The 25,571-nt window shown below is 66.3% G+C and carries 26 protein-coding genes; 19 read left to right on the forward strand and 7 right to left on the reverse strand.

The window, feature by feature from the left end; translation table 11 throughout:
• Positions 1–48 precede the first annotated feature (48 nt).
• The 3 genes from ABE522_RS11615 to ABE522_RS11620 all read left to right on the forward strand — a co-directional run bounded on the left by ABE522_RS11615 (position 49) and on the right by ABE522_RS11620 (position 2,392).
• Entirely contained in the window at positions 49–1,179 is a 1,131-nt protein-coding gene (locus ABE522_RS11615; protein WP_406846343.1) for a TrbL/VirB6 family protein, read from the forward strand.
• A 254-nt stretch (positions 1,180–1,433) separates the two neighbouring features.
• A complete protein-coding gene (locus tag ABE522_RS17515) occupies positions 1,434–1,748 on the forward strand; it encodes a DUF4189 domain-containing protein (RefSeq protein WP_406846345.1) in 315 nt (104 codons plus the stop codon).
• A complete protein-coding gene (locus ABE522_RS11620) occupies positions 1,700–2,392 on the forward strand; it encodes a DUF4189 domain-containing protein (RefSeq protein WP_346591807.1) in 693 nt (230 codons plus the stop codon). Before ABE522_RS17515 ends, ABE522_RS11620 begins: the two co-directional genes overlap by 49 nt.
• A 251-nt stretch (positions 2,393–2,643) precedes the next feature.
• Here the strand turns inward: ABE522_RS11620 and ABE522_RS11625 are convergent, their stop codons facing one another.
• From ABE522_RS11625 to ABE522_RS11645, 5 genes are read right to left on the reverse strand one after another with little or no spacing between them, the layout of a single operon-like run.
• On the reverse strand, positions 2,644–3,978 hold the full coding sequence (locus ABE522_RS11625; RefSeq protein ID WP_346591808.1) for an XVIPCD domain-containing protein: 1,335 nt from the start codon (positions 3,976–3,978) through the stop codon (positions 2,644–2,646).
• On the reverse strand, positions 3,975–4,628 hold the full coding sequence (locus ABE522_RS11630; RefSeq protein ID WP_346591809.1) for a hypothetical protein: 654 nt from the start codon (positions 4,626–4,628) through the stop codon (positions 3,975–3,977). The genes ABE522_RS11625 and ABE522_RS11630 overlap by 4 nt, the downstream gene beginning before the upstream one ends.
• A gap of 22 nt (positions 4,629–4,650) precedes the next feature.
• Positions 4,651–5,319, reverse strand: a complete 669-nt coding sequence (locus tag ABE522_RS11635) for a hypothetical protein (protein ID WP_346591810.1) — start codon at positions 5,317–5,319, stop codon at positions 4,651–4,653.
• Entirely contained in the window at positions 5,312–6,634 is a 1,323-nt protein-coding gene (locus tag ABE522_RS11640; protein WP_346591811.1) for an XVIPCD domain-containing protein, read from the reverse strand. Before ABE522_RS11640 ends, ABE522_RS11635 begins: the two co-directional genes overlap by 8 nt.
• Entirely contained in the window at positions 6,634–7,284 is a 651-nt protein-coding gene (locus ABE522_RS11645; protein ID WP_346591812.1) for a hypothetical protein, read from the reverse strand. Before ABE522_RS11645 ends, ABE522_RS11640 begins: the two co-directional genes overlap by 1 nt.
• A 396-nt stretch (positions 7,285–7,680) precedes the next feature.
• Here ABE522_RS11645 and ABE522_RS11650 point away from each other — a divergent pair, with 396 nt between their 5' ends.
• The 6 genes from ABE522_RS11650 (at position 7,681) to ABE522_RS11675 (ending at position 12,886) form a co-directional block, all read left to right on the forward strand.
• Positions 7,681–8,808 carry a DNA adenine methylase gene (locus tag ABE522_RS11650; protein WP_346591813.1) on the forward strand — a complete coding sequence of 376 codons (1,128 nt, stop codon included), beginning with the start codon at positions 7,681–7,683 and terminating at the stop codon, positions 8,806–8,808.
• A 235-nt stretch (positions 8,809–9,043) separates the two neighbouring features.
• Positions 9,044–9,499 carry a manganese-binding transcriptional regulator MntR gene (mntR, locus tag ABE522_RS11655; RefSeq protein WP_346591814.1) on the forward strand — a complete coding sequence of 152 codons (456 nt, stop codon included), beginning with the start codon at positions 9,044–9,046 and terminating at the stop codon, positions 9,497–9,499.
• The gene (gene tadA, locus ABE522_RS11660; RefSeq protein ID WP_346591815.1) at positions 9,492–10,013 is read left to right on the forward strand and encodes a tRNA adenosine(34) deaminase TadA; all 522 of its coding nucleotides are present in this window, start codon (positions 9,492–9,494) and stop codon (positions 10,011–10,013) included. The genes mntR and tadA overlap by 8 nt, the downstream gene beginning before the upstream one ends.
• A gap of 66 nt (positions 10,014–10,079) precedes the next feature.
• Positions 10,080–10,649: an oligoribonuclease gene (gene orn / locus ABE522_RS11665; protein ID WP_101099185.1), complete on the forward strand. Its 570-nt coding sequence runs from the start codon at positions 10,080–10,082 to the stop codon at positions 10,647–10,649.
• Between the two features lie 148 nt (positions 10,650–10,797).
• Positions 10,798–11,646 (forward strand): EcsC family protein, encoded by an 849-nt coding sequence (locus tag ABE522_RS11670; RefSeq protein WP_191768333.1) that lies wholly within the window; start codon positions 10,798–10,800, stop codon positions 11,644–11,646.
• 127 nt (positions 11,647–11,773) lie between these two features.
• Positions 11,774–12,886, forward strand: a complete 1,113-nt coding sequence (locus tag ABE522_RS11675) for an alkene reductase (RefSeq protein ID WP_346591816.1) — start codon at positions 11,774–11,776, stop codon at positions 12,884–12,886.
• 118 nt (positions 12,887–13,004) lie between these two features.
• On the opposite strand, the gene ABE522_RS11680 is transcribed toward ABE522_RS11675, so the two are convergent.
• Both ABE522_RS11680 and ppsA read right to left on the reverse strand, forming a co-directional pair.
• The gene (locus ABE522_RS11680; protein ID WP_346591817.1) at positions 13,005–13,913 is read right to left on the reverse strand and encodes a mechanosensitive ion channel family protein; all 909 of its coding nucleotides are present in this window, start codon (positions 13,911–13,913) and stop codon (positions 13,005–13,007) included.
• 253 nt (positions 13,914–14,166) lie between these two features.
• Positions 14,167–16,545: a phosphoenolpyruvate synthase gene (gene ppsA, locus ABE522_RS11685; RefSeq protein WP_346591818.1), complete on the reverse strand. Its 2,379-nt coding sequence runs from the start codon at positions 16,543–16,545 to the stop codon at positions 14,167–14,169.
• Positions 16,546–16,691: 146 nt separating this feature from the next.
• Here ppsA and ppsR point away from each other — a divergent pair, with 146 nt between their 5' ends.
• The 10 genes from ppsR to ABE522_RS11735 all read left to right on the forward strand — a co-directional run bounded on the left by ppsR (position 16,692) and on the right by ABE522_RS11735 (position 25,571).
• Entirely contained in the window at positions 16,692–17,513 is an 822-nt protein-coding gene (ppsR, locus tag ABE522_RS11690) for a posphoenolpyruvate synthetase regulatory kinase/phosphorylase PpsR (RefSeq protein WP_346591819.1), read from the forward strand.
• A gap of 177 nt (positions 17,514–17,690) precedes the next feature.
• A complete protein-coding gene (locus ABE522_RS11695; protein ID WP_346591820.1) occupies positions 17,691–18,203 on the forward strand; it encodes a DUF1249 domain-containing protein in 513 nt (170 codons plus the stop codon).
• A 41-nt stretch (positions 18,204–18,244) separates the two neighbouring features.
• Positions 18,245–18,733, forward strand: coding sequence for an NUDIX hydrolase (locus ABE522_RS11700; protein WP_346591821.1), 489 nt, complete (start codon positions 18,245–18,247; stop codon positions 18,731–18,733).
• A gap of 318 nt (positions 18,734–19,051) precedes the next feature.
• Positions 19,052–19,666: a CDP-alcohol phosphatidyltransferase family protein gene (locus ABE522_RS11705; RefSeq protein ID WP_182655747.1), complete on the forward strand. Its 615-nt coding sequence runs from the start codon at positions 19,052–19,054 to the stop codon at positions 19,664–19,666.
• Between the two features lie 13 nt (positions 19,667–19,679).
• Complete coding sequence (gene phaE, locus ABE522_RS11710; protein ID WP_346591822.1) at positions 19,680–20,756, forward strand: class III poly(R)-hydroxyalkanoic acid synthase subunit PhaE; 1,077 nt, start codon at positions 19,680–19,682, stop codon at positions 20,754–20,756.
• Positions 20,753–21,820 (forward strand): class III poly(R)-hydroxyalkanoic acid synthase subunit PhaC, encoded by a 1,068-nt coding sequence (locus ABE522_RS11715; RefSeq protein WP_346591823.1) that lies wholly within the window; start codon positions 20,753–20,755, stop codon positions 21,818–21,820. Before phaE ends, ABE522_RS11715 begins: the two co-directional genes overlap by 4 nt.
• A 74-nt stretch (positions 21,821–21,894) precedes the next feature.
• Positions 21,895–22,101 (forward strand): PspC domain-containing protein, encoded by a 207-nt coding sequence (locus ABE522_RS11720; protein WP_346591824.1) that lies wholly within the window; start codon positions 21,895–21,897, stop codon positions 22,099–22,101.
• Entirely contained in the window at positions 22,071–22,538 is a 468-nt protein-coding gene (locus tag ABE522_RS11725) for a hypothetical protein (RefSeq protein WP_346591825.1), read from the forward strand. The genes ABE522_RS11720 and ABE522_RS11725 overlap by 31 nt, the downstream gene beginning before the upstream one ends.
• Positions 22,539–22,791: 253 nt before the next feature.
• The gene (locus ABE522_RS11730; RefSeq protein ID WP_192083640.1) at positions 22,792–23,007 is read left to right on the forward strand and encodes a hypothetical protein; all 216 of its coding nucleotides are present in this window, start codon (positions 22,792–22,794) and stop codon (positions 23,005–23,007) included.
• A gap of 182 nt (positions 23,008–23,189) precedes the next feature.
• A complete protein-coding gene (locus ABE522_RS11735; RefSeq protein ID WP_346591826.1) occupies positions 23,190–25,571 on the forward strand; it encodes a Tex family protein in 2,382 nt (793 codons plus the stop codon).

Below are 25,571 nucleotides of genomic sequence, written 5' to 3' on the forward strand. Positions count from 1 at the left end.
ACCCCTGCGAGGCCCCGAAAAGGGGCAGGTGAAGCAATGAGTCTAGGGATGATGGACAGTATGTGGGCACAAGGAGCGCTGCACGGACCGATCGCGACCTCGTCGATCGGCGATTTCGTGTTCTTCAAACTGATCTTCGACTATCTCAGCAGGGAGATATCCGAGTTCGGCCTGGGTTTCCTCAGCCGCATGATGGAGTGGGTGGGCATCATCGCCCTGGTGGTGATGACCATCTGGCTGCTGCTGCAGGGCTACCGCATCGTGACCGGCCGCAGCCGGGACTCGATGATGGCGCTGGTGACGGACATGGCGCGTGCCGCCCTGATCGTCATCACCGCCACCACGATGGCCATCTTCGGCCAGAACGTGCATTCCTTCCTGACCCATTACGTGCAGGACGAGATCACCTACGTGGTCACCGGTGAGGAAGACACGGCCAAGGACCTCATCGATGAAAACCTGGCGTACATGCAGGTGGCGCTGTCGGCGGTGGACGTGCTGGATGTGGCCGGTGACGTGACGCTGGACAACGCAAAGACCCGTGCCATGTGGTTCATCGGCCTGGGCACGGGCGGGCCCGCCGTAACCGCAGGTGCGATGCTGCTGCTGTATGAAGTCGCGATGGCGCTGTTCATTGGCTTCGCACCGTTGTTCATATTGTGCCTGCTGTTCGAGCAGACCAAATCGCTGTTCCAGCGATGGCTGTTCTATGGCATCGGCACGATGTTCTCGATGGCGGTGCTGGCGGCCATGACCGGGATTGCGATGAGCATGGTGTCCAAGGTGGCCTTGGCGTTCTGGGGCACCGCCGCGGCCGGCGCGCTGATGGGTTCCAACTTCACCGAGGGCATGACCAGCATGGCGCTGCAGCAGGGCGGCATGGGGTTGATCCTGACCACGTTGATCCTGACCGCACCGCCCATGGCGGCGATGTTCTTCCAGGGCACGCTGGGTGCGTTCATGGCGTACTCGCAGATCGGCGGTTCGCCGGGTGCTACGGCGCCGGGTCCGCAGGGTCAGCCGCCGGGTTCTTATGCGCCGCAGCAGGCCGCGCCAGCAAGCACGGCAGCCACCGGTGAGACAGCTCAGAGTCGGGTAGTGATGCCTAATATGGGAGGAGAGGCGGGCGCCGGTAATGTGGCACCAGCAGGTAGCCGCGGTAATGCGCCCATTGGTTGAGACGGTATAGGGATGGAGGTGTGGCAATGACGTACTGGAGACCGCGGGGCGCTTGGATGCTTTTCATCGCATTCTTCTTCTCACTGGGCAGCGCGGGTGCCTACGCGGAGGGGCGCTGCCCTCCGGGCCAGTACCCTGTCGGCGGCCAAGGCGTTGGCGGATGCGCACCGATTCCAGGCTACGGCGGCAACCAGGCGGCGCAGCCCGCGCCGCCGCCGATTGATCCGGGTCGTTACGAGGACCGCTGGGGCGCAATGGCGCTGTCTGATTCAACTCCCGATGCCGGCGTCGTGGTCGACCAGTTGACTGAAGGTGATGCCAAGCGTGTCGCCATCGAAAAATGTGCCCGGAACGGTCTGAAAGACTGTCGGATACTCCTTACCTACCGGAATCAGTGCGCTGCGTGGGTCGTTCCATCTGCAGACGCGCCAGGGGCGAAAACAGGCATTTCAGCTGGATTGTCCGAGCAGGCTGCGGTGGATAATGCAACTTCGAAGTGCAAACACGCCCCCGGTGGTTCATGCGTTCTGGCTTACAGCGCGTGCAGTCTCCCCCAGTGGACGCGATAAGCAACGGCCGGGCGTCGAGTCCATCCTCGCCGGCACGCGAGTCAGCGCATGCGGGTTGGCATCTGTTGAGTGCACCGCCACCCTTGGTCAATCGTGTGCAACAGTCTTCGTGGGCGTTGCTATTGCTGTCAGCAGTTATCGTCAGCTCCTTGATTCCTGCTGACCCCGCATCCGCAGAAGGCCGCTGCCCACCCGGTCAATATCCTGTGGGCGGCCAAGGCGTAGGTGGCTGCGCACCGATTCCGGGGTCCTCAGCGCGCCAGCAACAGCCTGCTGCGCCCCAGATTGCTGCACCGACCACGCGCTGGGGCACGCGGTGGGGGGCGATAGTGGCCTCCGCAGCCACGTCCGATGCAGGGGCTGCGATGGGCCGTCTGACGAAAAGCGACGCGCTCAGCGAAGCAATGGCGAAATGTCGACGCAATGGCGCCACGGATTGCAAAGTGATGGCCGAGTACAGCAACCAGTGCGTGGCATGGGTCGTGCCGGATGGCGGGGATGCCACGGCGCTCGGCGGTCTGGGCGAAGGCGCTACGCCTGAGCTGGCCTTGAAGAAGGCGCAGAGTTACTGCGAGAACCGCGCAGGTAATGGCTGCAAGGTGGCCTACAGTGCCTGCAGCCTGCCTGAGATCGAGCCGATCTGACTGCTGGCTGCACATCAACCTGCCAGCTGTGCATCGATCCTGCCGGGTCCGGGTGTACAGCTACTTATGAGGCCTGCAGTTACCCTGAGCGATGAACCTGTTCGTTCAACCTGTTTCCCAGTGGCCGCGCTGAATGTCCATCTGGCCTGGTCTTGAGCCGATCCCACGCCGCAAGCAGTGCGTGAGATCGGCTTGAGGGAGCCACGGACGCGTACCTTCGGCCCGCCCCAACCAAGGCGCCGGGGAACGGCTCAGGCATTCATGCTGCGCGCAGCCACCTGGCTCTGCTCGATCTGCAGGTCACGTTCCTGCGAGGCCACCTGCTGCGCGGCCTGGTGTGATGCCACGCGCTCGCTGGACTGATCCAGTGACGTGTTCATCGCCTCGGTGGTTGCCACCGACACGCGCAGGTGCGCAGGATCGTTGACTTCACCCTGCACGCCGAACGTGCGCGAGGCATCGTTGCTCATCAGCACATTGTCGATGCGGGTGCCGCCGTTGGCGTGCATTTCCGCCGCCAGGCTGCCGGCGAGCTGGCCGCTGTGCTGGTCCGGCGTGCGGCCCACGCGCAGGTCCTGTGCCTCCACGCCACGCAGCGCGTCCTGGAACAGCAGGTTGCCGGGATGGCCAGGCTGATCCATGCGCATCGCGCCGTCGCGCTTGTGCGCGTCTTCCTCCGCTGCCTTGCGCGCGGGCTCGCCCGGCTCCAGCGGGCCGCGGATGCGGTTGATGATGTCCTCCGCATTGCCGATCCCGCCGCGGGTCGCAGTGGTCAGGCCGCCGCGCAGGAATTCCAGCTTGTCGCGGTACTCGCTGATCATGCCGTCATTCTGCTTGGCCAACGCCTGCGAGGCCGGGTTGTCCAGCACCGAGCCCTCGCCCAGGAAGTTGCCCATCTTGTGCGAATCCAGCGAGCGGCCGGCGGCCAGCAACGCCGAATCGGGCATCAGGAAGCCAGCGACCGCGCCGTTGCGGAAGCCGGAGCCGTACAGGTTCTTTATCTCGGTCTCATTGGTATACGTCTTGACCTGGCCATAGTGACCGGAGGCGGCACTGACCGGATCGGCGGCCATCACATGGTTGACCATGGCGTTGCCGCCTTCCGGGATGCGGTAGCCCAGGCTGGCTGCACCATAGGCATTGAAGGTCTCGCCCTTCAGGCCGTGGTGGTGCGCGCTCACTTGTGCCAGGGCACCGCCCAATGAATGTCCGGTGACGCTGACCTCGGCCGCACGCCCGTTCAACGAGGCGTTGACCTCGGCCTGGGCCACCGCACGCTGCGTCAGCGCGATGGCATCGGGCGCCTGCAGGTTGGCACGTGTGACGACCATGCCGGCGTCCGTCACTACGCCATCCAGCAGTATCTGTTCGGTGCCACGATGGGCAACGATGACTTCGCCGGTGTCGGCGCGCTCGTAGATCGTGCCCTGATAACCGTTGCTCTTGTTGTTTACATGTTCGATGATCTTGTACGAGTGACCATTGAGCGTGACGAGTTCGTCCTTGCCATTGTCACGGCGGCCAACGGCGTAGTCCTCGTACGCATCATCGGAAAGCGCGGCGTAATCCTGGCTGGTCAGGCTCATGGCTGGACCTGCCGCGCGGAGAGCTGGACGGAGAAGATCGAATCCTGCAGTTCAGGCTTGTAGTCGGTGGGCGCGGCTTCACCGCCGGCACGGTAGTCGGGCAGCGCCTCGGCACGCGGGTATACGGCGTTGGCGTAGTAGCGCGTCAGCGGCTCACTCTTTGCAAAGGCCGGGGATTCGAGGAACGAGGTGAAGCGGGTTTCGCCTTCGGCCCCGGTGGCCTTGAGCATCGCACTGGCACCGCTGAACTCCCAGCGGCACACGCCGCGACCGTAGTAGTCCTCGTCGAGCATGCGGTCCAGGTAGACGATGCCGCGGTATTCGCCATCGGCCACCTTTCGCAGCTCGACAGGCTCCTGGCTGGTGATCCGGCCAGCGGTGCCGGTTTCCGGCTGTATGCGGCCGCACTGGTCTTCGTTGGTCACGTCGTACTGCGCCACGGCCTCCACCACGTTGATCGGGCCGGGGGCGTCGTTGATCTTCAGCACGAACTCATAGGCGTGACGTGGCGTGGGATTGAGCTTGGCGAGGCCACGGCCGCCCTCTTCGACGTCTTTTTCTGCGGTGGTGATTTCTTGGTTCATGGCAGTCTCGGAATGGCAGGCGGTGATGAGCAGCAGGGCGAGGCAGGGAAGGATCGTTCTACGCATGGGGTGCCTTCTCGGAACGAAGTCAGTGCGATGGTGGCTGTGGGCTGACGAGGGTGACGCTGAACAACGACCCACGCAGCTCCGGTTTGAAGCCCTCGGGTGCGTCTTCGCCGTAATCGGCGTAGTTGTCCATGGCGTCGCGCGGATAACCCATATCGGCGTAATGCTGGGTTTCGGTGTCACCCTTGACGAAACGGTCGGCCTGGATGAAGGACAGGAAACGCGTCTCTCCATCGGCACCGGTGGCCTTCAGCATCGCGCCGGCGCCGCTGAACTTCCACTGGCAGACGCCGCGTCCGTAATAGTCCTCGTCCTGCATCAGCTCGAGATACACCGTGCCACGGTATTCGTTGTCGCTGACTTGCTGCAGCTTCACCTCTTCCTTGCTGGTGATGCGGCCCGCGCGGCCGGTGGCCGGCACGATGCGCCCGCATTCCTGTTCGTTGATGACGTCGTACTGCGCGCTGCCTTCCACCACCGCGAAAGGGCCGGGCGCATCGACGATCTTCAATACCAGCTCATGGGCCTGCCGCGGGGTGGGATTGAGTTTGGCGAGGCCGCGTTCGTTCTGCCCAGCGTCCTGTTCCGCACCGTGCGGATGGCAGGCTGCAAGCGCAACAATGGCGAGGCAGGGCAGCAGGGCCTGCCACCGCGGCCGAAGCCTTTCTGCAGAAGCGTGCGACTCAAGCATGCATCTGCCTGGCGCTGTCTTGCTGCTGCGCAAGCTGCCGCTCCTGCTCCTGTCCGGTGCGCTGGCTGGCTGCCAGCTGCACGCGCTCACTGCTCTGTTCAAGGGGCACCTGCATGGCCTCGGTGGTCGCCACCGAAACCCGCAGGTGCGCCGGATCGTTGGCCTGGCCCTGCACGCCGAAGGTGCGCGAGGCATCGCTGCTCATCAGCACGCTGTCGATGCGGGTGCCGCCGTTGGCGTGCATTTCCGCCGCCAGGCTGCCGGCCAACTGGCCGCTGTGCTGGTCCGGCGTGCGGCCCACGCGCAGGTCCTGTGCCTCCACGCCGCGCAATGCGTCCTGGAACAGCAGGTTGCCGGGATGGCCGGGGCTGTCCATGCGCAGGGCGCCTTCGCGCTTGTGCGCGTCTTCGGCCGCCTTGCGGGCCGGCTCGCCCGGATCCAGCGGGCCGCGGATCCGGTCGTACAGGTCCACGGCCACGCCCGGCATGCCGCGCGCGCCGGTGGTGACCGCCCCGCGCAGCAGCTCCATCTTGTCGCGGTATTCGTCGATCATCCGCGCGTTCTGCTTGGCCAACGCCTGCGTGGCAGGGTCATCCAGAACCGAACCGGTATCAGCGAAATTGCCGAGCTTGTGCGCGCCCAGCGAACCGGCGGCGGCGACCAGCGCCGAATCCGGAATCACGCCGTTGTACCACTTGTTGCTGAAGCCGGCGTTGTCCAGCGTACTGATTTCATCGGGCCTGGCGTAAAGGCGCACCTCGCCGTAATGCCCGGAGGCCGCGCTCACCGGATCCGATGCCATGGCATGGTTGAGCACGCTGGTGCCGCCTTCGGGGATGCGCAGCCCCAGGCTGGCCGCACCGTAGGCGTTGAAGGTCTCGCCCTTCAGGTCGAAATGGTGGGCGGTGACCTGGGCCAGCGCGCCGCCCAGCGAATGCCCGGTGACGCTGACTTCCGGGGCCCGGCCTTCGTTCTCGCCGATGTGCTTGGACAACGCGACCGCACGCTGGGTCAGCGCGATGGCATCGTCGGCCTGCAGGTTGTAGCGCGCCAGCACCATCCCGCCATCGGCAAGCACGGCATCCTGCAGGATCTCCTCGGTGCCGCGATGGGAGACGATGATCTCGCCGGTGTCCTCGCGCTGGTAGATCGTGCCCTGGTAGCCGTTCTGCCGGTTGTTTACGTGCTCCAGCACCTTGTAGTTGTGCCCGTTGAGCGGCACCACTTCTTCCTGGCCAGGGGCGTGCCGGCCGACCTTGTGGTCTTCATAGGCATCGGCGGCAAGTGCGGCGTAGTCGCGGTGGGTGAGCGGCATCAGCGCACCTCATGGGCGGTGAGGGTGGCGGTGAACAGCGCGTCCTGCAGCTCCGGGCGGAACCGCGACGGATCTTCGTGGCCGGCCTGGCCGAAGTCCGGCACCGACGCCACGCGCGGGTAATCGCGGTCCGGGTAATGACGGGTGAGCGCCTTGCCGGCGATGAACTGATCGGCTTCGATGAACGAGGTGAAGCGGGTTTCGCCATCGGCGCCGGTGGCCTTCAACATCGCGCCGGCACCGCTGAAGGTCCACTTGCAGACGCCGCGGCCGTAGTAATCCTCATCCAGCATGCGGTCCAGGTAGACCGTGCCGCGGTACTCGGTATCGGACACCTTCTTCAGCTGCACCGGCTCCTGGCTGGTGATGCGCGCGGCCATGCCGGTAGCCGGAACGATGCGACCGCATTCCTGCTCGTTGGTGACGTCGTACTGGGCCACGCCTTCCACCACGGCGAATGCGCCGGGGGCATCGGCGATGTGCAGCACCAGCTCGAACGCCTGGCGCGGGCTGGGATTGAGCTTGGCCAGGCCGCGGCCGCCGTTCTCGACGTCCTGTTCGGCGGTGGTGATTTCCTGGTTCATGGCGTTCTCCGGGTGGCAGGCGGTGAGGAGGAGCAGGGCAGCGCACGGCAGAAACGTTCGGCGCACGGGGGGCCTCCTGGCTGCGGGTGGGAAGGGGGAAGTCGATGCGGTCATGCGGTGGCCACGCAAGCCATCGAGCGCGCCGGTAGCGGGCGCAGGGCAGGGCGCACACGCGGGAGCCTGGGGCTCGAACCGGTGTGCGGGGCTGCGATGTTGTCTCCGTTCCTTGGCGACATGTGCTCGATTCGTGACGAATAGATCGTCCTTTTTACCAGTTTCATGTTTCGTTTGCGTCAAAACGTTGGCGCACGAGTCACGGGATCGCATCGGCAGCGTCGGGCCATGCTCGGCGGAAATGCCCGATCCCAGGCGTGACCGGCCGCACTGCAAACCCCGCCGGGCGTGGCTCGGCGCTACCATGGCGGGGAATTTCGAAGGCCATCATGTGATCAGGGGAACCGTTTGAATCCGCAGGAAGATTCCACCGACTCCGTGCCTGTCGAGCACGCGGCCTACCTGCGCAGCCAGCTGATCACCTACATCGGCAACAAGCGCGCCCTGCTGCCGTTCGTGGAGGCGGGCATCGCACACGCCAAGGACTGCCTGGGCAAGACGCGGATCGATTTCCTGGATCTGTTTTCCGGCTCGGGCGTGGTGGCTCGGTTGGCGCGCCGGCATGCCGCCACCCTGCAGTGCAACGACCTGGAGCGCTACAGCGAGGTCGGCAACCGCTGCCACCAGGCCAACGTGGCGGATGTGGATGCGGCAGCGCTGGAGGAAGAGATTTCCCGCGTTGCACGCCGGGTGCAGCGCGAACTGGCGCCGGGCTTCCTGTGCGAACTGTATGCGCCGCTGGACGACGACGACATCCAGCCCGGCGAGCGGGTGTTCTATACGCGTCGCAACGCGATGTTCCTGGATACCTTCTGCCAGGTGCTGGTGGATACGCCGGCGGAGTTGCGGCCATTCCTGCTGGCGCCTGTGCTGGCGCAGGCGTCGATGTACACCAACACCTCCGGCGTGTTCAAAGGCTTCCACAAGAACCGCGACGGCGTTGGCCAGTTCGGTGGCACGGCACGTAACGCGTTGTCCCGCATCCTGCGCCCGATCGAGGTGCAGGCGCCGGTGTTCAGTCGCTTCGCATGCGCGGTGCAGTTGCATCGCCGCGATGCCAATGCGCTGGTGCGTGAGCTGGACATGGTGGACGTGGCGTACTTCGATCCGCCCTACAACGAGCATCCGTACGGTTCGAATTACTTCATGTTGAACCTGCTGTGTGATTACCAACGGCCGTCGCAGGTCAGCCGGGTGTCGGGCATTCCAACGGATTGGAACCGGTCGGATTACAACAAAGCCCGGTTGGCCGGGACCGCGCTGTTCGACGCGGTGGCGCAGGTGCGCGCGCGGTTCGTGTTGATCTCGTACAACTCGGAGGGCTTCATCAGCCACGAGCGCTTCCTTGCCGGCCTGGAAGGTATGGGCGCGCTGAGCGTGATGGACACGCGTTACAACACCTTCCGCGGCAGCCGCAACCTCGGCGCCCGGGACACCCATGTGACCGAGTTCCTGTACCTGCTGGACAAGCGATGAACCGCTCCCGGTAGTGACGGCCGCTGGCCGTCATGCTTGCGCTGTGGTGGGTGACGACCGTTGGTCATGGTGGGTGACGACCGTTGGTCGTGGTGGGTGACGACCGTTGGTCGTCACGCTTGTGCCTTCCGCTGCGCTCGCCGAGCACGGCTCGGCGCTACCAAGGCGGCAGCGTCGTGACGGCCGCTGGCCGTCATGCTCGGCGGCCCTGCAGGCGCCCGCGTACAATAGCCGCATGCCAGACAGCACCCGCCCGAAATCCGTCCTGCCCGCCACCCAGGTCCACATGGAGGGCTTCGCGCAGGTGCGCGAGGCGCGCCGGTCCGAGCTGGTGGAGGACTACGTGGAGCTGATCGCCGACCTGATCGCCGATGGCCGCGAGGCGCGCCAGGTGGACATCGCCAGTCGCCTCGGGGTGGCCCAGCCGACGGTCGCCAAGGCGCTCAAGCGCCTGGTCAAGGAAGGCTGGGCGATCCAGCGTCCGTACCGCGGCGTGTTCCTGACCCCGGCCGGTGAGCAGCTGGCGCGCGATGTGCGCGTGCGCCACCAGACCGTGGAGCGGTTCCTGCTGGCCCTGGGCGTGGACCCCGATTCGGCGCGGCGTGATGCCGAAGGCATCGAACACCACGTCAGTGAGGCGACCTTGGCCGCGTTCGAGGCCTTCCTGGCAAAGGCGGTGCCGCATGTCTGACGCGCTGCCGGTCCACGATGGCGACGAACACTGGATGCGCCACGCGCTGGCGCTGGCCGAGCGGGCGCAGCGCGAGTTCAACGAAATTCCGGTTGGTGCGGTGCTGGTCAGTGCCGAAGGTGAAGTGCTGGGCGAAGGCTGGAACCTCAACATCGCCGAGCACGACCCCAGCGCGCATGCCGAGATCGTGGCGATGCGGCGGGCGGGCAGGGCGCTGCAGAACCACCGGCTGATGGGCAGCACCCTGTACGTCACCTTGGAGCCCTGTGCGATGTGCGCGATGGCGATCGTGCATGCGCGCGTGGGCCGGCTGGTGTATGCGGCGACCGACCCGAAGACCGGCGCCTGCGGCAGCGTGTTCGACCTGCTCGGCGATGCGCGCCACAACCACCGCGTGGAGATCCACGGCGGCGTGCTGGCACGCGAGGCGAGCACCCGGCTGACCAATTATTTCCGCGCCAAGCGCGGCCGCCCGCTGCTGTCGCTGGATGCGCCGGGTGCCGACGAAGGCTGAACGGCGCGCTATCATGGCGCATCCATTCATGGCGAGCCTGCGGCCCGCCCACAGCGAGGCAACACGATGGCCGACACCGGCGCGGGCAATGACCGATTGATCTGGATCGACCTGGAAATGACCGGGTTGGACACCGACAACGATTCCATCATCGAAATCGCCACGGTGGTCACCGATGCCCAGCTCAACGTGCTTGCCGAAGGCCCGGAGTTCGCCATCCACCACGCGGTGGAGCGGCTGGACGCGATGGACGAGTGGAACCGCAACCAGCACCGTCGCTCGGGTCTGTGGCAGCGCGTGGTCGACAGCCAGGTCAGCCTGGGCCAGGCCGAAGCGGCCACGGTGAATTTCCTGGCCGAATGGATCGGCGCGGGCGCCTCGCCGATGTGCGGCAATTCGATCTGCCAGGACCGTCGTTTCCTGCACCGTGAGATGCCGAGGCTGGAGAAGTATTTCCACTACCGCAACCTGGATGTGTCCACCATCAAGGAGCTGGCCAAGCGCTGGGCCCCGGCGGTAGCCGCCGGGGTGGGCAAGAACAGCAACCACACCGCGCTGAGCGACGTGCACGACTCTATCAACGAACTGAAGCACTACCGGCAGTTCATGGGCACGCTGGCGGGCCTGCCGGGCTGATGGGTAGTGACGGCCGCTGGCCGTCAACGGGGCGCGGTCGATGACAGTGCTGACGGCCAGCGGCCGATGTCAGAGTAGACGGCCAGCGGCCGTCACTACCCGGCTGTCATCACCCGGCCGTTCAACCGCGCAGCGCTAAGATCGGCCCATGAACGAGCCGATCCTGCTTCCCCGCGACATCGCCCACCAGCCCCAGGACTGGGCCGACCTGCAGCGGGCGGTGAGCCTGCTGGAGGCCCCGACCATCACCGCGCGCATGGCCAACCTGGTCGGCACGCCGCTGGAGTTCGCGGTGAGCCGCCTGCCCAACGCGGTATCCAGCCGTATCCATGGCGCCGTGCAGGCGGCGCTGTACAAGGCGGTGCAGGGCGCGCTGATGAGCATGGACAACACGCCGGGCAAGTCCGCCTCGACGCGTTGGCACAAGCTGGCGGCGGCCACATCCGGTGCGGTCGGCGGTGCGTTTGGTTTCGCCGCGCTGCTGATTGAACTGCCGGTGTCGACCACCATCATGATGCGAGCGGTGGCCGACGTAGCCCGCAGCGAAGGCTTTGACCTGGCCGACATGTCCACCCGCCAGGCCTGCTTGGAAGTGTTCGCGCTGGGCGGCAACGCCAAGAGCGATGACGCCAGCGAAACCGGCTACTACCTGGCCCGTGGCTTCACTGCCGACGTGGTGCGGCACCTGTCGGCCGAGCTGGCCGGGCGGGTGGTGACCGGCCGCAACCTGACCCTCGGCGTAGCGCCGAAGGAAGCCGGCAAACTGCTGGCCAAGCTGGTGGAAAAGGTAGCCGCTCGGTTCGGCGTGGTGATCACCGAGAAGTTCGCCGCGCAGGCGGTGCCGATCGTCGGCGCAGCCACCGGTGCGGCGTTGAACACCATGTTCACCGACTACTACCAGGACGTGGCGCGCGGCCATTTCATCGTTCGCCGGCTGGAGCGCAAGTACGGTGAGGATGTCGTGCAGGCGTGTTACCAGCGTATCGCCCAAGGCTGACCGGGCGGCGCTGCCGGTTCGTTGCTGATCGTTGCGCCACAGGCACAACTGTATTGCCCGGACGGGTCTGTAAGCGACGGCGACCGGCCCCCATCCTTGTTGCATGCTCATCGCGCAAGGATTTTCCATGCTGTTCTCCCCGTACTCCCTCGGTCCGCTGCGGTTGGCCAACCGTATCGTGATGCCGCCGATGACCCGCTCGCGGGCCGCCGAAGGCAACGTGGCCACCGCGGCGATGGCCGCGTATTACGCGCAGCGCGCCTCGGCCGGCCTGATTGTCAGCGAAGGCACCCAGATCAGCCCGCAGGGCCAGGGGTACGCCTGGACGCCGGGCATCCACAGTGCCGCGCAGATCGAAGGCTGGCGCACGGTCACTGATGCGGTGCATGCCGCGGGCGGGCGCATCTTCGCCCAGTTGTGGCATGTCGGCCGGGTGTCCCACGTGGCGCTGCAGCCGGGCAATGCCGCACCGGTTTCTTCGTCCGCGCTGCAGGCCGAGGGAGTGAAGGTGTTCGTTGATCCTGCTGGTGCCGGTCCGCAGTCCGGGGTGGGCGAGATGATCCAGCACTCGATGCCGCGGGCGCTGCTGGAGGAGGAGATCCCCGGCATCGTCGCCGAGTACGCGCAGGCCACCCGCAATGCGCTGGCCGCGGGCTTCGATGGCGTGGAGCTGCACGGTGCCAACGGCTACCTGATCAACCAGTTCATCGATTCGCAGGCCAACCAGCGCACCGATGGCTACGGTGGCGCGCTGGGCAACCGCCTGCGCTTCCTGCGCGAAGTGGCGGCGGCGGTGGTCGAGGTGGCCGGCGGCGAGCGGGTAGGGGTGCGCCTGGCGCCGCTGACCACACTGCAGGGCGCGGTGGATGACACGCCGCAGGCCACGTATCTGGCTGCGGCGCACGTGCTGGACCAGCTGGGCGTGGGTTACCTGCATATCGCCGAGGCCGACTGGGAGGACGCACCGGTGATGCCGGTGGCCTTCAAGGAGGCCTTGCGTATGATTTACGGCGGCACGTTGATCTATGCGGGTAAATACACCGTGGCGCGTGCCGAAGAAGCGCTCGCGAAGGGCTGGGCCGATCTGATCGGTTTCGGCCGGCCGTTCATCGCCAACCCGGACCTGCCGCAGCGATTGCGGGCCGGTGCGGTGTTGAACGAGCCGGACCGGGCAACGTATTTCGGCGGTGGGGTGGAAGGATTCACCGATTACCCGGTGCTGGAAGCCGCGGAAGCATAGCGGGCGGTAGCGCCGAGCCATGCTCGGCGAGCGCAGCGGAAGGCAGGAGCGTGACGACCAGCGGCCGTCACCCACCAGCAGCAGGAGCATGACGGCCAGCGGCCGTCATTGCCGGGTCTCAGCGTGGGTCGCGCACCAGCGCCTCGGCGCGGGTGACGCTGCCGTCCTTGCCGTGGAGGTACAGGTGCATGTCCTGCTGCGGGTAGGGGATGTTGATGCCGGCCTTGTCGTAACCCAGCTTCAGCTGTTCCAGCAGGGTCACCTTGGTGCCGAAGTGGTCGGCGGCATTGACGTAGCAGCGGATGCCGAGGTTGATCGAATGCGCCCCGAGTTCGTACACCACCACGTCCGGCGCCGGGGTGGCCAGCACGCGCTTGTCGGCCTTCATGATGGACAGCGCGGTATCACGCGCCAGCTGGATGTCGTCCTCGTAACCAATGCCGATCACCAGCTCCACGCGGCGCGTCGGCTCGGCGGTGAGGTTGATGATCGGGGCGGCGGTGATCAGCGTGTTGGGGATGGTGGTGTGCTGGTTGTCGGCGCCGGTGATGACGGTCTGGAAGATGCGCACGTCGCGCACGGTGCCGGTCTGGCCGGCCACGGTCACCACATCGCCGACGCGGAACGGCCGCAGGGTCACCAGCATCACCCCGGAGGCGATGTTGGACAGCGAATCCTTCAACGCCAGGCCGATCGCCAGGCCGGCGGTACCCAGCACCGCCAGCAGCGGGGAGATCGGCACGCCCAGCGTGGCGATGGCCAACACGGCCACGATCACCAGCGCAGCGGCATACACCACGTTGCGCATGAAGCTGCCGAGCATCGGGTCCATGCCGACCCGCGCGGTGGCGCGTGGCAGCACGTTGGACACCCGTCGGGCCAGCCAGATGCCGACCAGCAGCACCACGACCGCAGCGATCAGCGGCACGCCGTAGGTTTCGAAGATGCGTTCCCAGTTGAGGCCGTGCCACCACGACGAACCGGGGAGGACAAGCGTGGGGTCAGGCGTGGGGGCGGTGGTGGACATGCGGACTCCTGGGCGGGCGCTGGAAACAACAAGCCCCGCATAGGCGGGGCTTGTGTGTGTGGCACGAGTATGCGGGTGAAGCGGTAAAGATCCTGTAGAAGCGTGACGGCCAGCGGCCGTCACTACCAAGCGCAATCGCTGGCACCGAGCCATGCTCGGCGAGCGCAGCGGCACCGGAGGATCGTGACGACCAACGGTCGTCACCCACCGGGGCAGGCATGACGGCCAGCGGCCGTCACTACCTCGGCGGCCGTCAGCCGGCCTGCTTCAACTTGGCCAGGCGCAGCCAGGTATCGACCACGGTGTCCGGATTCAGCGACACCGATTCGATGCCCTCCTGCATCAGCCACTCGGCCAGGTCCGGATGGTCCGACGGACCCTGGCCGCAGATGCCGACATACTTGCCCTTGGCGCGGGCGGCCTTGATCGCCATCGACAGCAGCTTCTTCACCGCCGGGTTCCGCTCGTCGAACAGGTGCGCGACGATCGACGAATCGCGATCCAGGCCCAGGGTCAGCTGGGTCAGGTCGTTGGAGCCGATCGAGAAGCCATCGAAGATCTCGAGGAATTCATCGGCGAGCAGCGCGTTGGACGGCACCTCGCACATCATGATGATCTTCAGGCCGTTCTCGCCCTGCTTGAGGCCATTCTGTTCGAGCACTTCGACGACCTTGCGGCCTTCTTCCAGCGTGCGCACGAACGGAATCATGACCCACAGGTTGTCCAGGCCCATTTCGTTGCGCACGCGCAGCACGGCCTTGCATTCCAGCGCGAAGGCGGCGGAGAAACTCGGGTCGACGTAACGGCTGGCGCCGCGGAAGCCGATCATCGGGTTTTCTTCGTGCGGTTCGTAGTTGGTGCCGCCGATCAGGTTGGCGTACTCGTTGGACTTGAAGTCCGACAGGCGCACGATCACCGGGTTCGGGGCCACCGACGCGGTCAGGGTGGCGATGCCTTCGGCCAGGCGGTCCACGTAGAAGCTAACCGGATCCTTGTAGCCGGCGATCTTCTCGTCGATCTTCTTCTTCGTCGCCATGTCCTGGCGGTCATATTCCAGCAGCGCATTGGGATGGATGCCGATGTGGCTGGCGATGATCATTTCCAGCCGCGCCAGGCCGATGCCCGCGTTCGGCAGCTGGCCGAAGTCGAAGGCACGTTCCGGGTTGGCCACGTTCATCATGATCTTCAGCGGCGCCGGCGGCATGTTGCCGAGATCGGTGGTGGTGCGTTCGAAGTCGAGGATGCCTTCGTAGATGAAGCCGGTATCACCTTCGGCGCAGCTGACGGTGACCTGCTGGCCGTCCTGGATCAGCTGGGTGGCGTTGCCCGAACCGACCACGGCCGGCACGCCGAGCTCGCGCGCGATGATCGCGGCGTGGCAGGTACGGCCACCGCGGTTGGTGACGATGGCCGAAGCCCGCTTCATCACCGGCTCCCAATCGGGGTCGGTCATGTCGGCGATCAGCACGTCGCCGGGCTGCACGCGGGCCATGTCGTCCAGCGTCTTGACCACGCGGGCGGTACCGGCCCCGATCTTGGCACCCACCGCGCGGCCTTCGGCCAGCACCTTGCCGTCCTTCTGGCTCAGCGCGAAGCGCTCGATCTGCGTTGCGTGGCTGCGCGATTTCACGGTTTCCGGGCGGGCCTGGACGATGAACAGCTTGCCGCTGACACCATCCTTGGCCCACTCGATATCCATCGGGCGGCCGTAATGCTTTTCGATGACCAGCGCCTGCTTGGACAGTTCCTGCACGTCTTCGTCGCTGATCGAGAAGGTGCTGCGCAGGTCGGCCGGGGTGTCTTCGATGCGCACGCGCTCACCGGGCACGTCCGAATACACCATGCGGATCGCCTTGCTGCCCAGCGAACGGCGCAGGATCGCCGGCTTGCCGGCATTCAAGGTGGGCTTGTAGACGTAGAACTCGTCCGGGTTGACCGCACCCTGCACGACCATCTCGCCGAGGCCGAACGAGGAGGTCACGAAGACCACGTTGCGGAAGCCGGATTCGGTGTCCAGGGTGAACAGCACGCCGGACGAACCGACGCCCGAGCGCACCATCAGCTGCACGCCGGCGGACAGGAACACATCCTCGTGCTTGAAGCCGTGGTGCACGCGGTAGGCGATGGCGCGATCGTTGTACAGCGAGGCGAATACTTCCTTGACCTTCAGCACGACATCGTCGGCGCCGGTCACGTTGAGGAAGGTTTCCTGCTGGCCGGCGAAGGATGCATCGGGCAGGTCTTCGGCGGTGGCCGACGAGCGCACGGCCACGGCGATGTCGCCGCCGCCGTTCTCCGCGCTCAGCTGCGCATACGCGGTGCGGATGTCCTGGTCCAGCTGCGGCTGCAGCGGCGCGTCGATGACCCAGCCACGGATTTCCTTGCCGGCAGCGGTCAGCGCGGCAACGTCTTCGACATCCAGCGTGGCCAGCTTGTCGAAGATCCGCTTGGACAGATCGTTATGGGCGATGAAGTCCTTGAAGGCTTCGGAGGTCGTGGCATAGCCCCCGGGCACGGACACCCCGAGACCGGCGAGGTTGCCGATCATTTCGCCCAGCGACGAATTTTTTCCACCCACGCGGGCCAGGTCGGCCAAGCGCAGTTCGTGCAACCACAGGATATTCTCGTTCAAGCGCGATGCTCCGTTTGGCCATCGCCCGAGGCGGGCTGGGAATGGCCGCGTCCGTAGGAAGAAGCCGCTATGATGCCGGTCGGACTGCCGTCGGCACAAGCTTGTGACAGCAGCTGTTTTAAGTTTCGGACTGGGAAAATGCGCATATGACGACCATCCGACCGGTGTTCTATGTCTCCGATGGAACCGGTATCACCGCTGAAACCATTGGGCATAGCCTGCTCACCCAGTTCTCCGGATTCAGCTTCATCACCGACCGGATGTCGTTCATAGACGACCCGGAAAAAGCCGCCGAGGCCTGTGCCCGGATCCAGGCGGCCGGGGAGCGCTACCAGGTCCGGCCGATCGTGGTGAACTCCTGCGTGGACCAGAGCCTGAGCGTGATCCTGGCCAGCAGCGGGGCGCTGATGCTGGACGTTTTCGCGCCTTTCATCGAACGGCTGGAGGCCGAGCTGTCCTCGCCGCGCTTGTCGCGGGTAGGCCAGGCGCACGGCATGGTCGACTTCGAGACCTATCACCGCCGGATCAACGCGATGAACTTCGCGCTGAGTCACGACGACGGCATCGCGGTTAATTACGACGATGCCGATGTGATCCTGGTGGCCGTCTCTCGGGCGGGAAAGACCCCGACCTGCATCTACCTGGCGCTGCATTACGGGGTCAGCGCGGCCAATTACCCGCTGACCGACGAAGACCTGGAAACCGAGCAGCTGCCGCCGCGCCTGCGCAATTACCGCCGCAAGCTGTTCGGGCTGACCATCGACCCGGAGCGGCTGCAGCAGATCCGCCAGGAACGCCGACCGAACTCGCGCTATGCCAGCGCTGAAACCTGCCGTCGCGAAGTGGCCATCGCCGAGCGCATGTTCCAGCTGGAGCGGGTGCCGACGCTGAGCACCACGCATACCTCGATCGAGGAGATTTCCAGCAAGGTGCTGGCGACGCTGGGACTGCGGCGGGAGTTGTATTGAGGGGGAAAAGCGTGACGACCAGCGGTCGTCACCCACCAAAGCGGCGGCCGTCACTACCGGCTGAGGGGCTGACGGCCAGCGGCCGTCACTACTGCGGCGGTGTGAACGCTGATCGTGCGCCCAACACCGGTGTTGCACAAGCTGCCGCGCCGCGCCGGCTTTGTGTAGGATCAAGCCATGGCCCAGGCACGTCCCCTCGCAGATCGCATTCCCCGTCTCAGCCGGCTCAGCTGGCTGATGGGCCTGTACGCGGAAAACCACCGGCACCTGGTGCGCCTGTTCGCGCCCGGTGACCTGGAGGTTGGCAGCTATGTTTCCTCGGTCGGGGATGGGCTGGACGTGCGCCTGGACGTGATCGCGCGCCATGCCTACACGGTGGAGCTGCGGCTGACCTACGACCTGTGTGACCCGGTCACCGGGCAGCCGGACCCTTCGGCTTACATCCGGCTGTACCGCGACGCCCGGCAGGCCGAGACCACGCACTGCTACGTGGGGCGACGCTGGCAGGACGTGGTGGGCATGTACCCGCCGCCGGCCGAGCTGATCAGCCACCGCATGCGCATGAACACCTTCCTGGGCAAGTGGCTGGATTACCTGGCCGAACGCGGCCACGGCGTGGCCACGCTGGTGCGGGACCTTGGCGCGGAACCGGCGGCCAGCGCCGGCAAGCGCCTGTCGGTCGTGCCCTGATCGGACATAATCAGCAGCTCACCCGCTGCTGGACCCCTCGCATGCCGTACACCCCCATCGTCGCCACCCTGGGCTACGTGCTGTCGCCTGATCGTCGCCAGGTGCTGATGATCCACCGCAATACGCGGCCGGGTGACCATCACCTGGGCAAGTACAACGGACTGGGTGGCAAGGTCGAGCCTGATGAAGACGTCGCCACCGGCATGCGCCGGGAAATCCAGGAAGAGGCCGGGATCGACTGCACCTCGATGCAGCTGCGCGGCACCATCAGCTGGCCGGGCTTCGGCAAGCACGGCGAGGACTGGTTCGGGTTCGTGTTCGTGGTCGATGGCTACCAGGGCACTCCGCACGGCGGCAACCACGAAGGCACGCTGGAGTGGGTGGACGTGGACAAGCTGGACAGCCTGCCGATGTGGGAAGGCGACCGCCATTTCCTGCCACTGGTGTTCGACACCGATCCGCGCGCCTTCCACGGCGTGATGCCATACCGCGACGGCCGGATGCAGTCCTGGAGCTACAGCCGGATCTGACGGGTGCGGGCAGCACCGCCGAGCATGGCTCGGCGCTACCGAGTCCAGCGCGCCGAAGGCGGGGGGATGCAGGGGATGCGCGGACAACCTGCGCCACATCAGTGGCGCAGGTTGTCCACAGGGGGTGTGGATTGTTGGTGAGCAACTTTGTGGATAACCGCCGTACGCCCCCGTCGGGCAACGCTGTCAAGATGGGTGGCCAAAAATTCACCGCACGTGAGGGTCGGTGATGGCGGGGTGAATGCGGCAGCGCCGCACCCGCTGTTGCCTTCGCACGCCCTCGCGTACCCTGTAGCCCACTGCTGCCCGTGAGCCTTCATGAAACGACACTTCTCGATGCTGCGCGAGTTCCAGCTGGCCGACTGGTTCACCTTGGCCAATGCCTTCTGCGGCACCGGCGCGGTGTTCGCGGCCATGCGCTTCCTGCAGGACGGGGCGCACGGCTACCTGTTGTTCGGCATGGCGCTGATACCGCTGGCCTTCATTTTCGATGCCCTGGACGGGCGCATCGCGCGCTGGCGCAAGTCGAGCTCCACCCTGGGCCGCGAGCTGGATTCGTTGTCCGATGTCATTTCATTCGGCGTGGCGCCGGCCGCGCTGGCCTACGCCTGCGGCATGCAGGGGGGTTGGGACTGGCTGGTGCTGAGTTACTTCGTCTGCTGCGGCGTCAGCCGCCTGGCGCGCTACAACGTGACCGCCGAGGCGCTGTCCGATGGCGGTGACAAGGTGCCGTATTTCGAAGGCACGCCGATCCCGAGCAGCCTGCTGCTGGTGATCGTGCTGGCCATTGCCGCGGCCACCGGCGGCATCGGCCAGGAGCTGTGGTTGGGCCAGTGGCAGCTGGGTCCGTGGCAGCTGCATCCGCTGGTGCTGCTGTTCGCGCTGTCGGGGTCGCTGATGATCAGCAAGACCCTGCACATTCCCAAGCCATGACACAGGCACCGGCATGAGCGGATCGACCAACCAGCCCGGCGGCATGAATTTCGAGGAGCTTGCGCGTCAGTACTACGGCGCGTGGGGGGATTCGCTGCGCCAGGGCGGTGCCGGTGGCACCGATCCGGGCGAGTGGAAACAGGTCCTGGACTGGTGGGCGCAGCTGCTGCCCGAGCGCGGCCCGGGTCCGGCGGACGACGCGCTGCATCGCTTCCGCGAACAGGCCGGCGGCTGGTACGGCACGATGCAGCAGGTGGCCGCGCAGTTTGCCGGCCGCGATGCCAGCAGTGCGGACGTGGCCCAGGCGTGGCGCGATGCGGTGATGGGGCAGGGCAAGGGCGAAAGCCTGCTGCAGTGGATGCTGCAGGGTGCGCAGGGAAGTGCCGGCGCCGGCGGTGGCATGGATGACGTGGTGGCCGTGCTGGAGCAGTGGCAGGAGTGCCTGGGGCCGTGGCTGCAGAGTCCCGCCTTTGGCCCGGCGCGCGAACACCAGGCGCGCTGGCAGAAGCTGCTGCAGGCCCAGCAGGCGTTCCAGGGCCACTCCAGGGAGTATGTAGCGCAGATCCAGCAGGCGCTGGACGCGGCGTTCGCGCTGTTCGAACAGCGGCTTGCCGAACACGAGTCGCCGGGCAGCCAGCTGACCAGTGCGCGGGCGATGTTCGACCTGTGGATCGAAGTGGCGGAAGAGGCCTATGCGAAGGTGGCGCTGTCGGAGACTTTCCAGCAGGTGTTCGCCTCGCTGGGCAACGCGCAGATGCGCCTGCGCTCGGCCGTGCAGCACGAAGTGGAGCAGCTGAGCGAACGGGTCGGCCTGCCGACGCGGACCGAAATGGATGCCGCGCACAAGCGTATCGCCGAGCTGGAGCGCCAGCTGCGCCGCCTGCAGGCCAGCGTGGAGCCGCTGCTGCGTACCTCGGCAACGGCTGCGGCAACTGACGACTGGGCCGATGCGGTGCAACCGGCGGTCGCCAAGGTGGTGCCACGGGCACGCAAGCGCGCTTCGCGTGCGAAAACCGCGGCGGTCCCCGCGGCCAAGCCGGCGAAAGCAACCAAGCCGGCCAAGCCTCGCGTGCGGAAGCCGCGCACATGAAAGGACCGCTGGGATTCAACGCCGACGACCTGATGCAGGAAACCCTGGCCATGCAGCGCAAGCTGATGGAGGGCCTGCAGCTGCTGCCATCGGTGGAGGACGTCGATTACGGCGTCACTGCGCGCGAGGCGGTCTGGAGCGATGGCAAGGTGGTGCTGTACCGGTTCGTGGGCGACCAGCCGCCGGTCCACGCGCGGCCGCTGCTGATCGTCTATGCCCTGGTCAACCGGCCGTACATGGTGGACCTGCAGGCCGACCGTTCGCTGGTGCAGAAGCTGTTGGCGCTGGGCCACGACGTCTACGTGCTGGACTGGGGCTACCCGGACCGCTCCGAGCGCTACCTCACCCTTGAAGATTACCTGCTGCGCTACATCGATGGCGCGGTGGATGCCCTGCGCGCGCGCAGCGGCGGCACCGTGGACATGCTCGGCATCTGCCAGGGCGGTGTGTTCGCGCTGTGCTACGCCGCGCTGCGCCAGGCCAAGCTGGCCAACCTGGTCACCATGGTCACGCCGGTGGACTTCCATACCGCCGACAACATGCTGTCGCATTGGGCGCGCCAGGTGGACGTGGACCTGCTGGTGGACACGCTGGGCAACATCCCCGCCGACCTGATGAACAGCAGTTACCTGATGCTCAAGCCGTTCCGGCTCAATGTGCAGAAGTACGTCGGCCTGCTCGACATCCTGGATGACAAGGCCGCGCTGGAGGACTTCCTGCGCATGGAGAAGTGGATCTTCGATTCGCCTGACCTTGCTGGCGAAGCCTTCCGTGAGTTCATCAAGCAGTTCTACCAGGACAATGGCCTGGTCAACGGCACGGTCCGCATCGGCGGGCATGCAGTGGACCTGTCCACGGTGACGTTGCCGGTACTGAACCTGTATGCCGAGCAGGACCACCTGGTGCCGCCCGACGCGTCGCGCGCGATGCGCGGGCGGCTGGGCAGCACCGACTACACCGAGTCCAGTTTCCGCGGCGGGCATATCGGCATCTACGTATCCGGCCGCGCCCAGCGCGAGGTCCCGGCGACGCTGCACGCATGGCTGCTGGCGCGCGCTGGCTGAGGGGCCGCCACGCCAACGCATGGCGTAGACACCGGCTTGGCTAGGGTAGTATCCAGCCCAACGGAGCCCTTGCCATGAGTACCCCCCGTTCCAGCACCTTGTCGCGCTCGCTCAATGACCGCATGATCGCCGGGGTGATCGGTGGCATCGCCCATCGCTTCGGCTGGAGCCCGACGCTGCTGCGCATCCTGTTCGTGGTGGTATCGATCGCTTCGGCCGCCTTCCCCGGCATCCTGGTCTACCTGATCCTGTGGCTGCTGATCCCCAACGAAGCCAACTGATTCCCACGCCGTCCTGGCTGCGCCTGCTGCAGTGGGTCGGCGCGCTGTGGACATCGCCCAACACGCTGATCGGACTGGTCGCTGGTGCCGTCGGCCTGCTGGCGGGTGCACGCCCGCGCTGGAGCGGCCGTGACCGCGCCCTGGTGTTCCAGCGGTGGCCCTGGGGGCCGGGCGGTGCGATCACCCTGGGCAACGTCATCCTGCATACCGGAACTGACCTCGGCGTGGCCTGCCACACCTATGCGCATCGCGCCGGGCGGGGCGTCGAACCGACCATCCGGCTGGACGACCATGAGCGCGCGCATGTCTACCAGTATCTGGTACTGGGGCCGCTGTACCTCCCGGTCTACCTGCTGTGCGGCGGGGTGAGCGTGCGCAACCCATTCGAACGCGCCGCCGACCGTTACGCGCGCTTCGGCCGTGGCTGGTGGCCCTGACGGCAACGCCACGGGCCGCTGCCGTCAGCGTCGGGCCTCCTGCGGCGAGTGTGATCGGCACGTTATCAGGACGTTAAGAAAACGTCAGGTTTTCGCACGGATCTTCCGTCATTTCCGTGCAACCGGTCGTCATTACCATTCGTGACGTTCGAGTCAGCTTGGGCGCGCTAAGCTGCATCCGGGCGGTCGTGAAGGCAGTACTGCAGCGGCCACCTGCATCAACACGCAGTACGTAACCTGGAGAACACATCACATGGCAATCGTTTTATATGTCGGTGGTAGCAAGGACGGCGACAAGGGCGTGATGCCCTATGGCTTCAGCAAATCCCGCGCCGATACCGCGCTGGGGCCGGAGATCTATACCGAGCGGTTCATGGAACTGCAGGGCGTGGGCAAGGTCCGGTTGATGGCACTGGAAGGACTGCGCGACGACATCGTCATGCAGCACGCCGCACGCCACTACCGCTGATCGCAGCAGCTGGCCTGGACACGTATCGAGGGCGTGTCCGCGCCGACATCCCAGCCTCACGCAAGGATGTCGGCGCCGGCAGGATTCCTGCCCCGCCACCCATGCCGCTGTCAACGCCTTCCCGTGCCAGCCGCGCGGGGCCAGAATGGGATCTTCCCGCATCAAGGCCACGGCCGGACGCAATGTCAGATACCCAGCTTGCCCAGCAGATCGCCCAGACCATCGCCGATGAAATCGGCGCCCAGCCTGCCCAGGCGCGTGCCGCCATCGCGTTGCTGGACGAGGGCGCCAGCGTTCCGTTCATCGCGCGCTACCGCAAGGAAGTCACCGGTGGGCTGGACGACACCCAGCTGCGCAACCTCGAATCGCGGCTGACCTACCTGCGGGAACTGGAAGACCGGCGCGCGGCGGTGCTGTCCAGCATCGACGAGCAGGGCAAGCTGACCGACGCACTGCGCAGCGAGATCCTGGCCGCCGACACCAAGAGCCGGCTGGAAGACCTGTACCTGCCGTACAAGACCAAGCGCCGCACCCGCGCGCAGATCGCCCGCGAAGCCGGCCTGGAGCCGCTTGCCGACGGCCTGCTGGCTGATCCGACACGCGATCCCAAGCTGTTCGCCGAAACCTTCGTCGATGCCGAAAAGGGCGTGGCCGACGCCAAGGCCGCGCTGGAAGGCGCGCGCGCGATCCTGATGGAGCGCTGGGGCGAGGATGCCGCGCTGGTGGGTGAGCTGCGCGGCTGGCTGTCCGACACCGGTGTTATCCGTGCCCGCGTGGCCGAAGGCAAGGAGAACGAGGGCGCCAAGTACCGCGACTATTTCGAACACGCCGAGTCGCTGGCGAAGATCCCTTCGCACCGGTTGCTGGCGTTGTTCCGCGCGCGCCGCGAGGAGATCCTGCACCTGGAACTGGACCCGGGTACCGATGCCGAGGCCGGCCACCAGTACGGCGAAGGCCGCGTCGCGTTCAGGGCCGGGATCAGTGACAAGGGGCGTGCGGCCGATCGCTGGCTGCTCGATGCCTGCCGCCTGGCCTGGCGCGCCAAGCTGCACATGCACCTGCTGCTGGACCTGTTCAACCAGGCCCGTGAAAAGGCCGAGGCCGAGGCGATCACCGTGTTCGGCGACAACCTGAAGGACCTGCTGCTGGCCGCACCGGCCGGTCCGAAGACCGTGCTCGGGCTGGACCCGGGCATCCGCACCGGCTGCAAGGTGGCCGTGGTGGACGCCACCGGCAAACTGGTGGCCACCGACACCATCTACCCGCACGAGCCGCGCCGGCAGTGGGAGCAGTCGCTGCAGTCGCTCAAACACCTGTGCATCAAGCACGAGGTGGAACTGATCGCCATCGGCAACGGTACCGCCAGCCGCGAAACGGACAAGCTGGCCGGCGAGGTGATCGCCGCCGTCGGCAGCACCACGCTGCAGAAGATCGTGGTCAGCGAGGCCGGCGCGTCGGTGTACTCGGCGTCTGAATTCGCAGCGAAAGAGTTTCCGGACCTGGATGTTTCCATCCGCGGCGCGGTCTCCATCGCGCGCCGCCTGCAGGACCCGCTGGCCGAACTGGTGAAGATCGAGCCGAAGGCGATCGGCGTGGGCCAGTACCAGCACGACGTGGACCAGTATCGCCTGGCACGTGCGCTGGAAGCGCGCGTGGAAGACTGCGTCAACGCGGTCGGCGTGCACGTCAACACCGCTTCCGCCGCGCTGCTGGCGCGGGTCTCCGGGCTGTCCTCCACCGTGGCCGAGAACATCGTGCGGCACCGCGACGACAACGGCCCGTTCAAGCGCCGCAAGGACCTGCTCAAGGTGCCGCGCCTGGGCGAAAAGACCTTCGAGCAATGCGCCGGCTTCCTGCGCATCGCCGATGGCGACCAGCCGCTGGACGCTTCATCGGTGCATCCAGAAGCCTACCCGGTGGTGGAGCGCATCGTCGCCGCGACCGCACGTCCGATCAAGGCGCTGATCGGCGATGGCAGCTTCCTGCGCGGGTTGAAGGCCGAGCAGTTCACCGACGAAACCTTCGGCGTTCCGACCGTGCGCGACATCCTGAAGGAACTGGAAAAGCCTGGCCGCGACCCGCGCCCGGAGTTCAAGGCGGCCCGCTTCGCCGACGGCGTGGAGGACATCAAGGACCTGCGTGAAGGGATGATCCTGGAAGGCGTGGTCAGCAACGTGGCGGCCTTTGGCGCGTTCGTCGACATCGGCGTGCACCAGGACGGGCTGGTGCATATCTCCGCGCTGTCGGACACCTTCGTCAAGGATCCGCGCGACGTGGTCAAGGCCGGTGACATCGTCAAGGTGAAGGTGCTGGAAGTGGACGTGGCGCGCAAGCGCATCGCCCTGACCCGGCGCCTGGACGATACGCCCGGCCAGTCGACCAGCCGCCCCGGTGCACGCGAAGACCGCCCGAACGGCGCTGACCCGGGACGCCGCGACGGCGGCGGCGGACGCGGCCCTGGTTCGAACCCGCGAAGCGGCAAGGGCGGCGGGCGTCCGGGCAGTACGGCGGCGCCGGCCAACAACGCGCTGGCGGACGCCTTCGCCCGCGCCAAGCGCAGCTAG

The organism is Stenotrophomonas lacuserhaii, assembly GCF_039674585.1.
GTDB lineage: Bacteria > Pseudomonadota > Gammaproteobacteria > Xanthomonadales > Xanthomonadaceae > Stenotrophomonas > Stenotrophomonas pennii_A.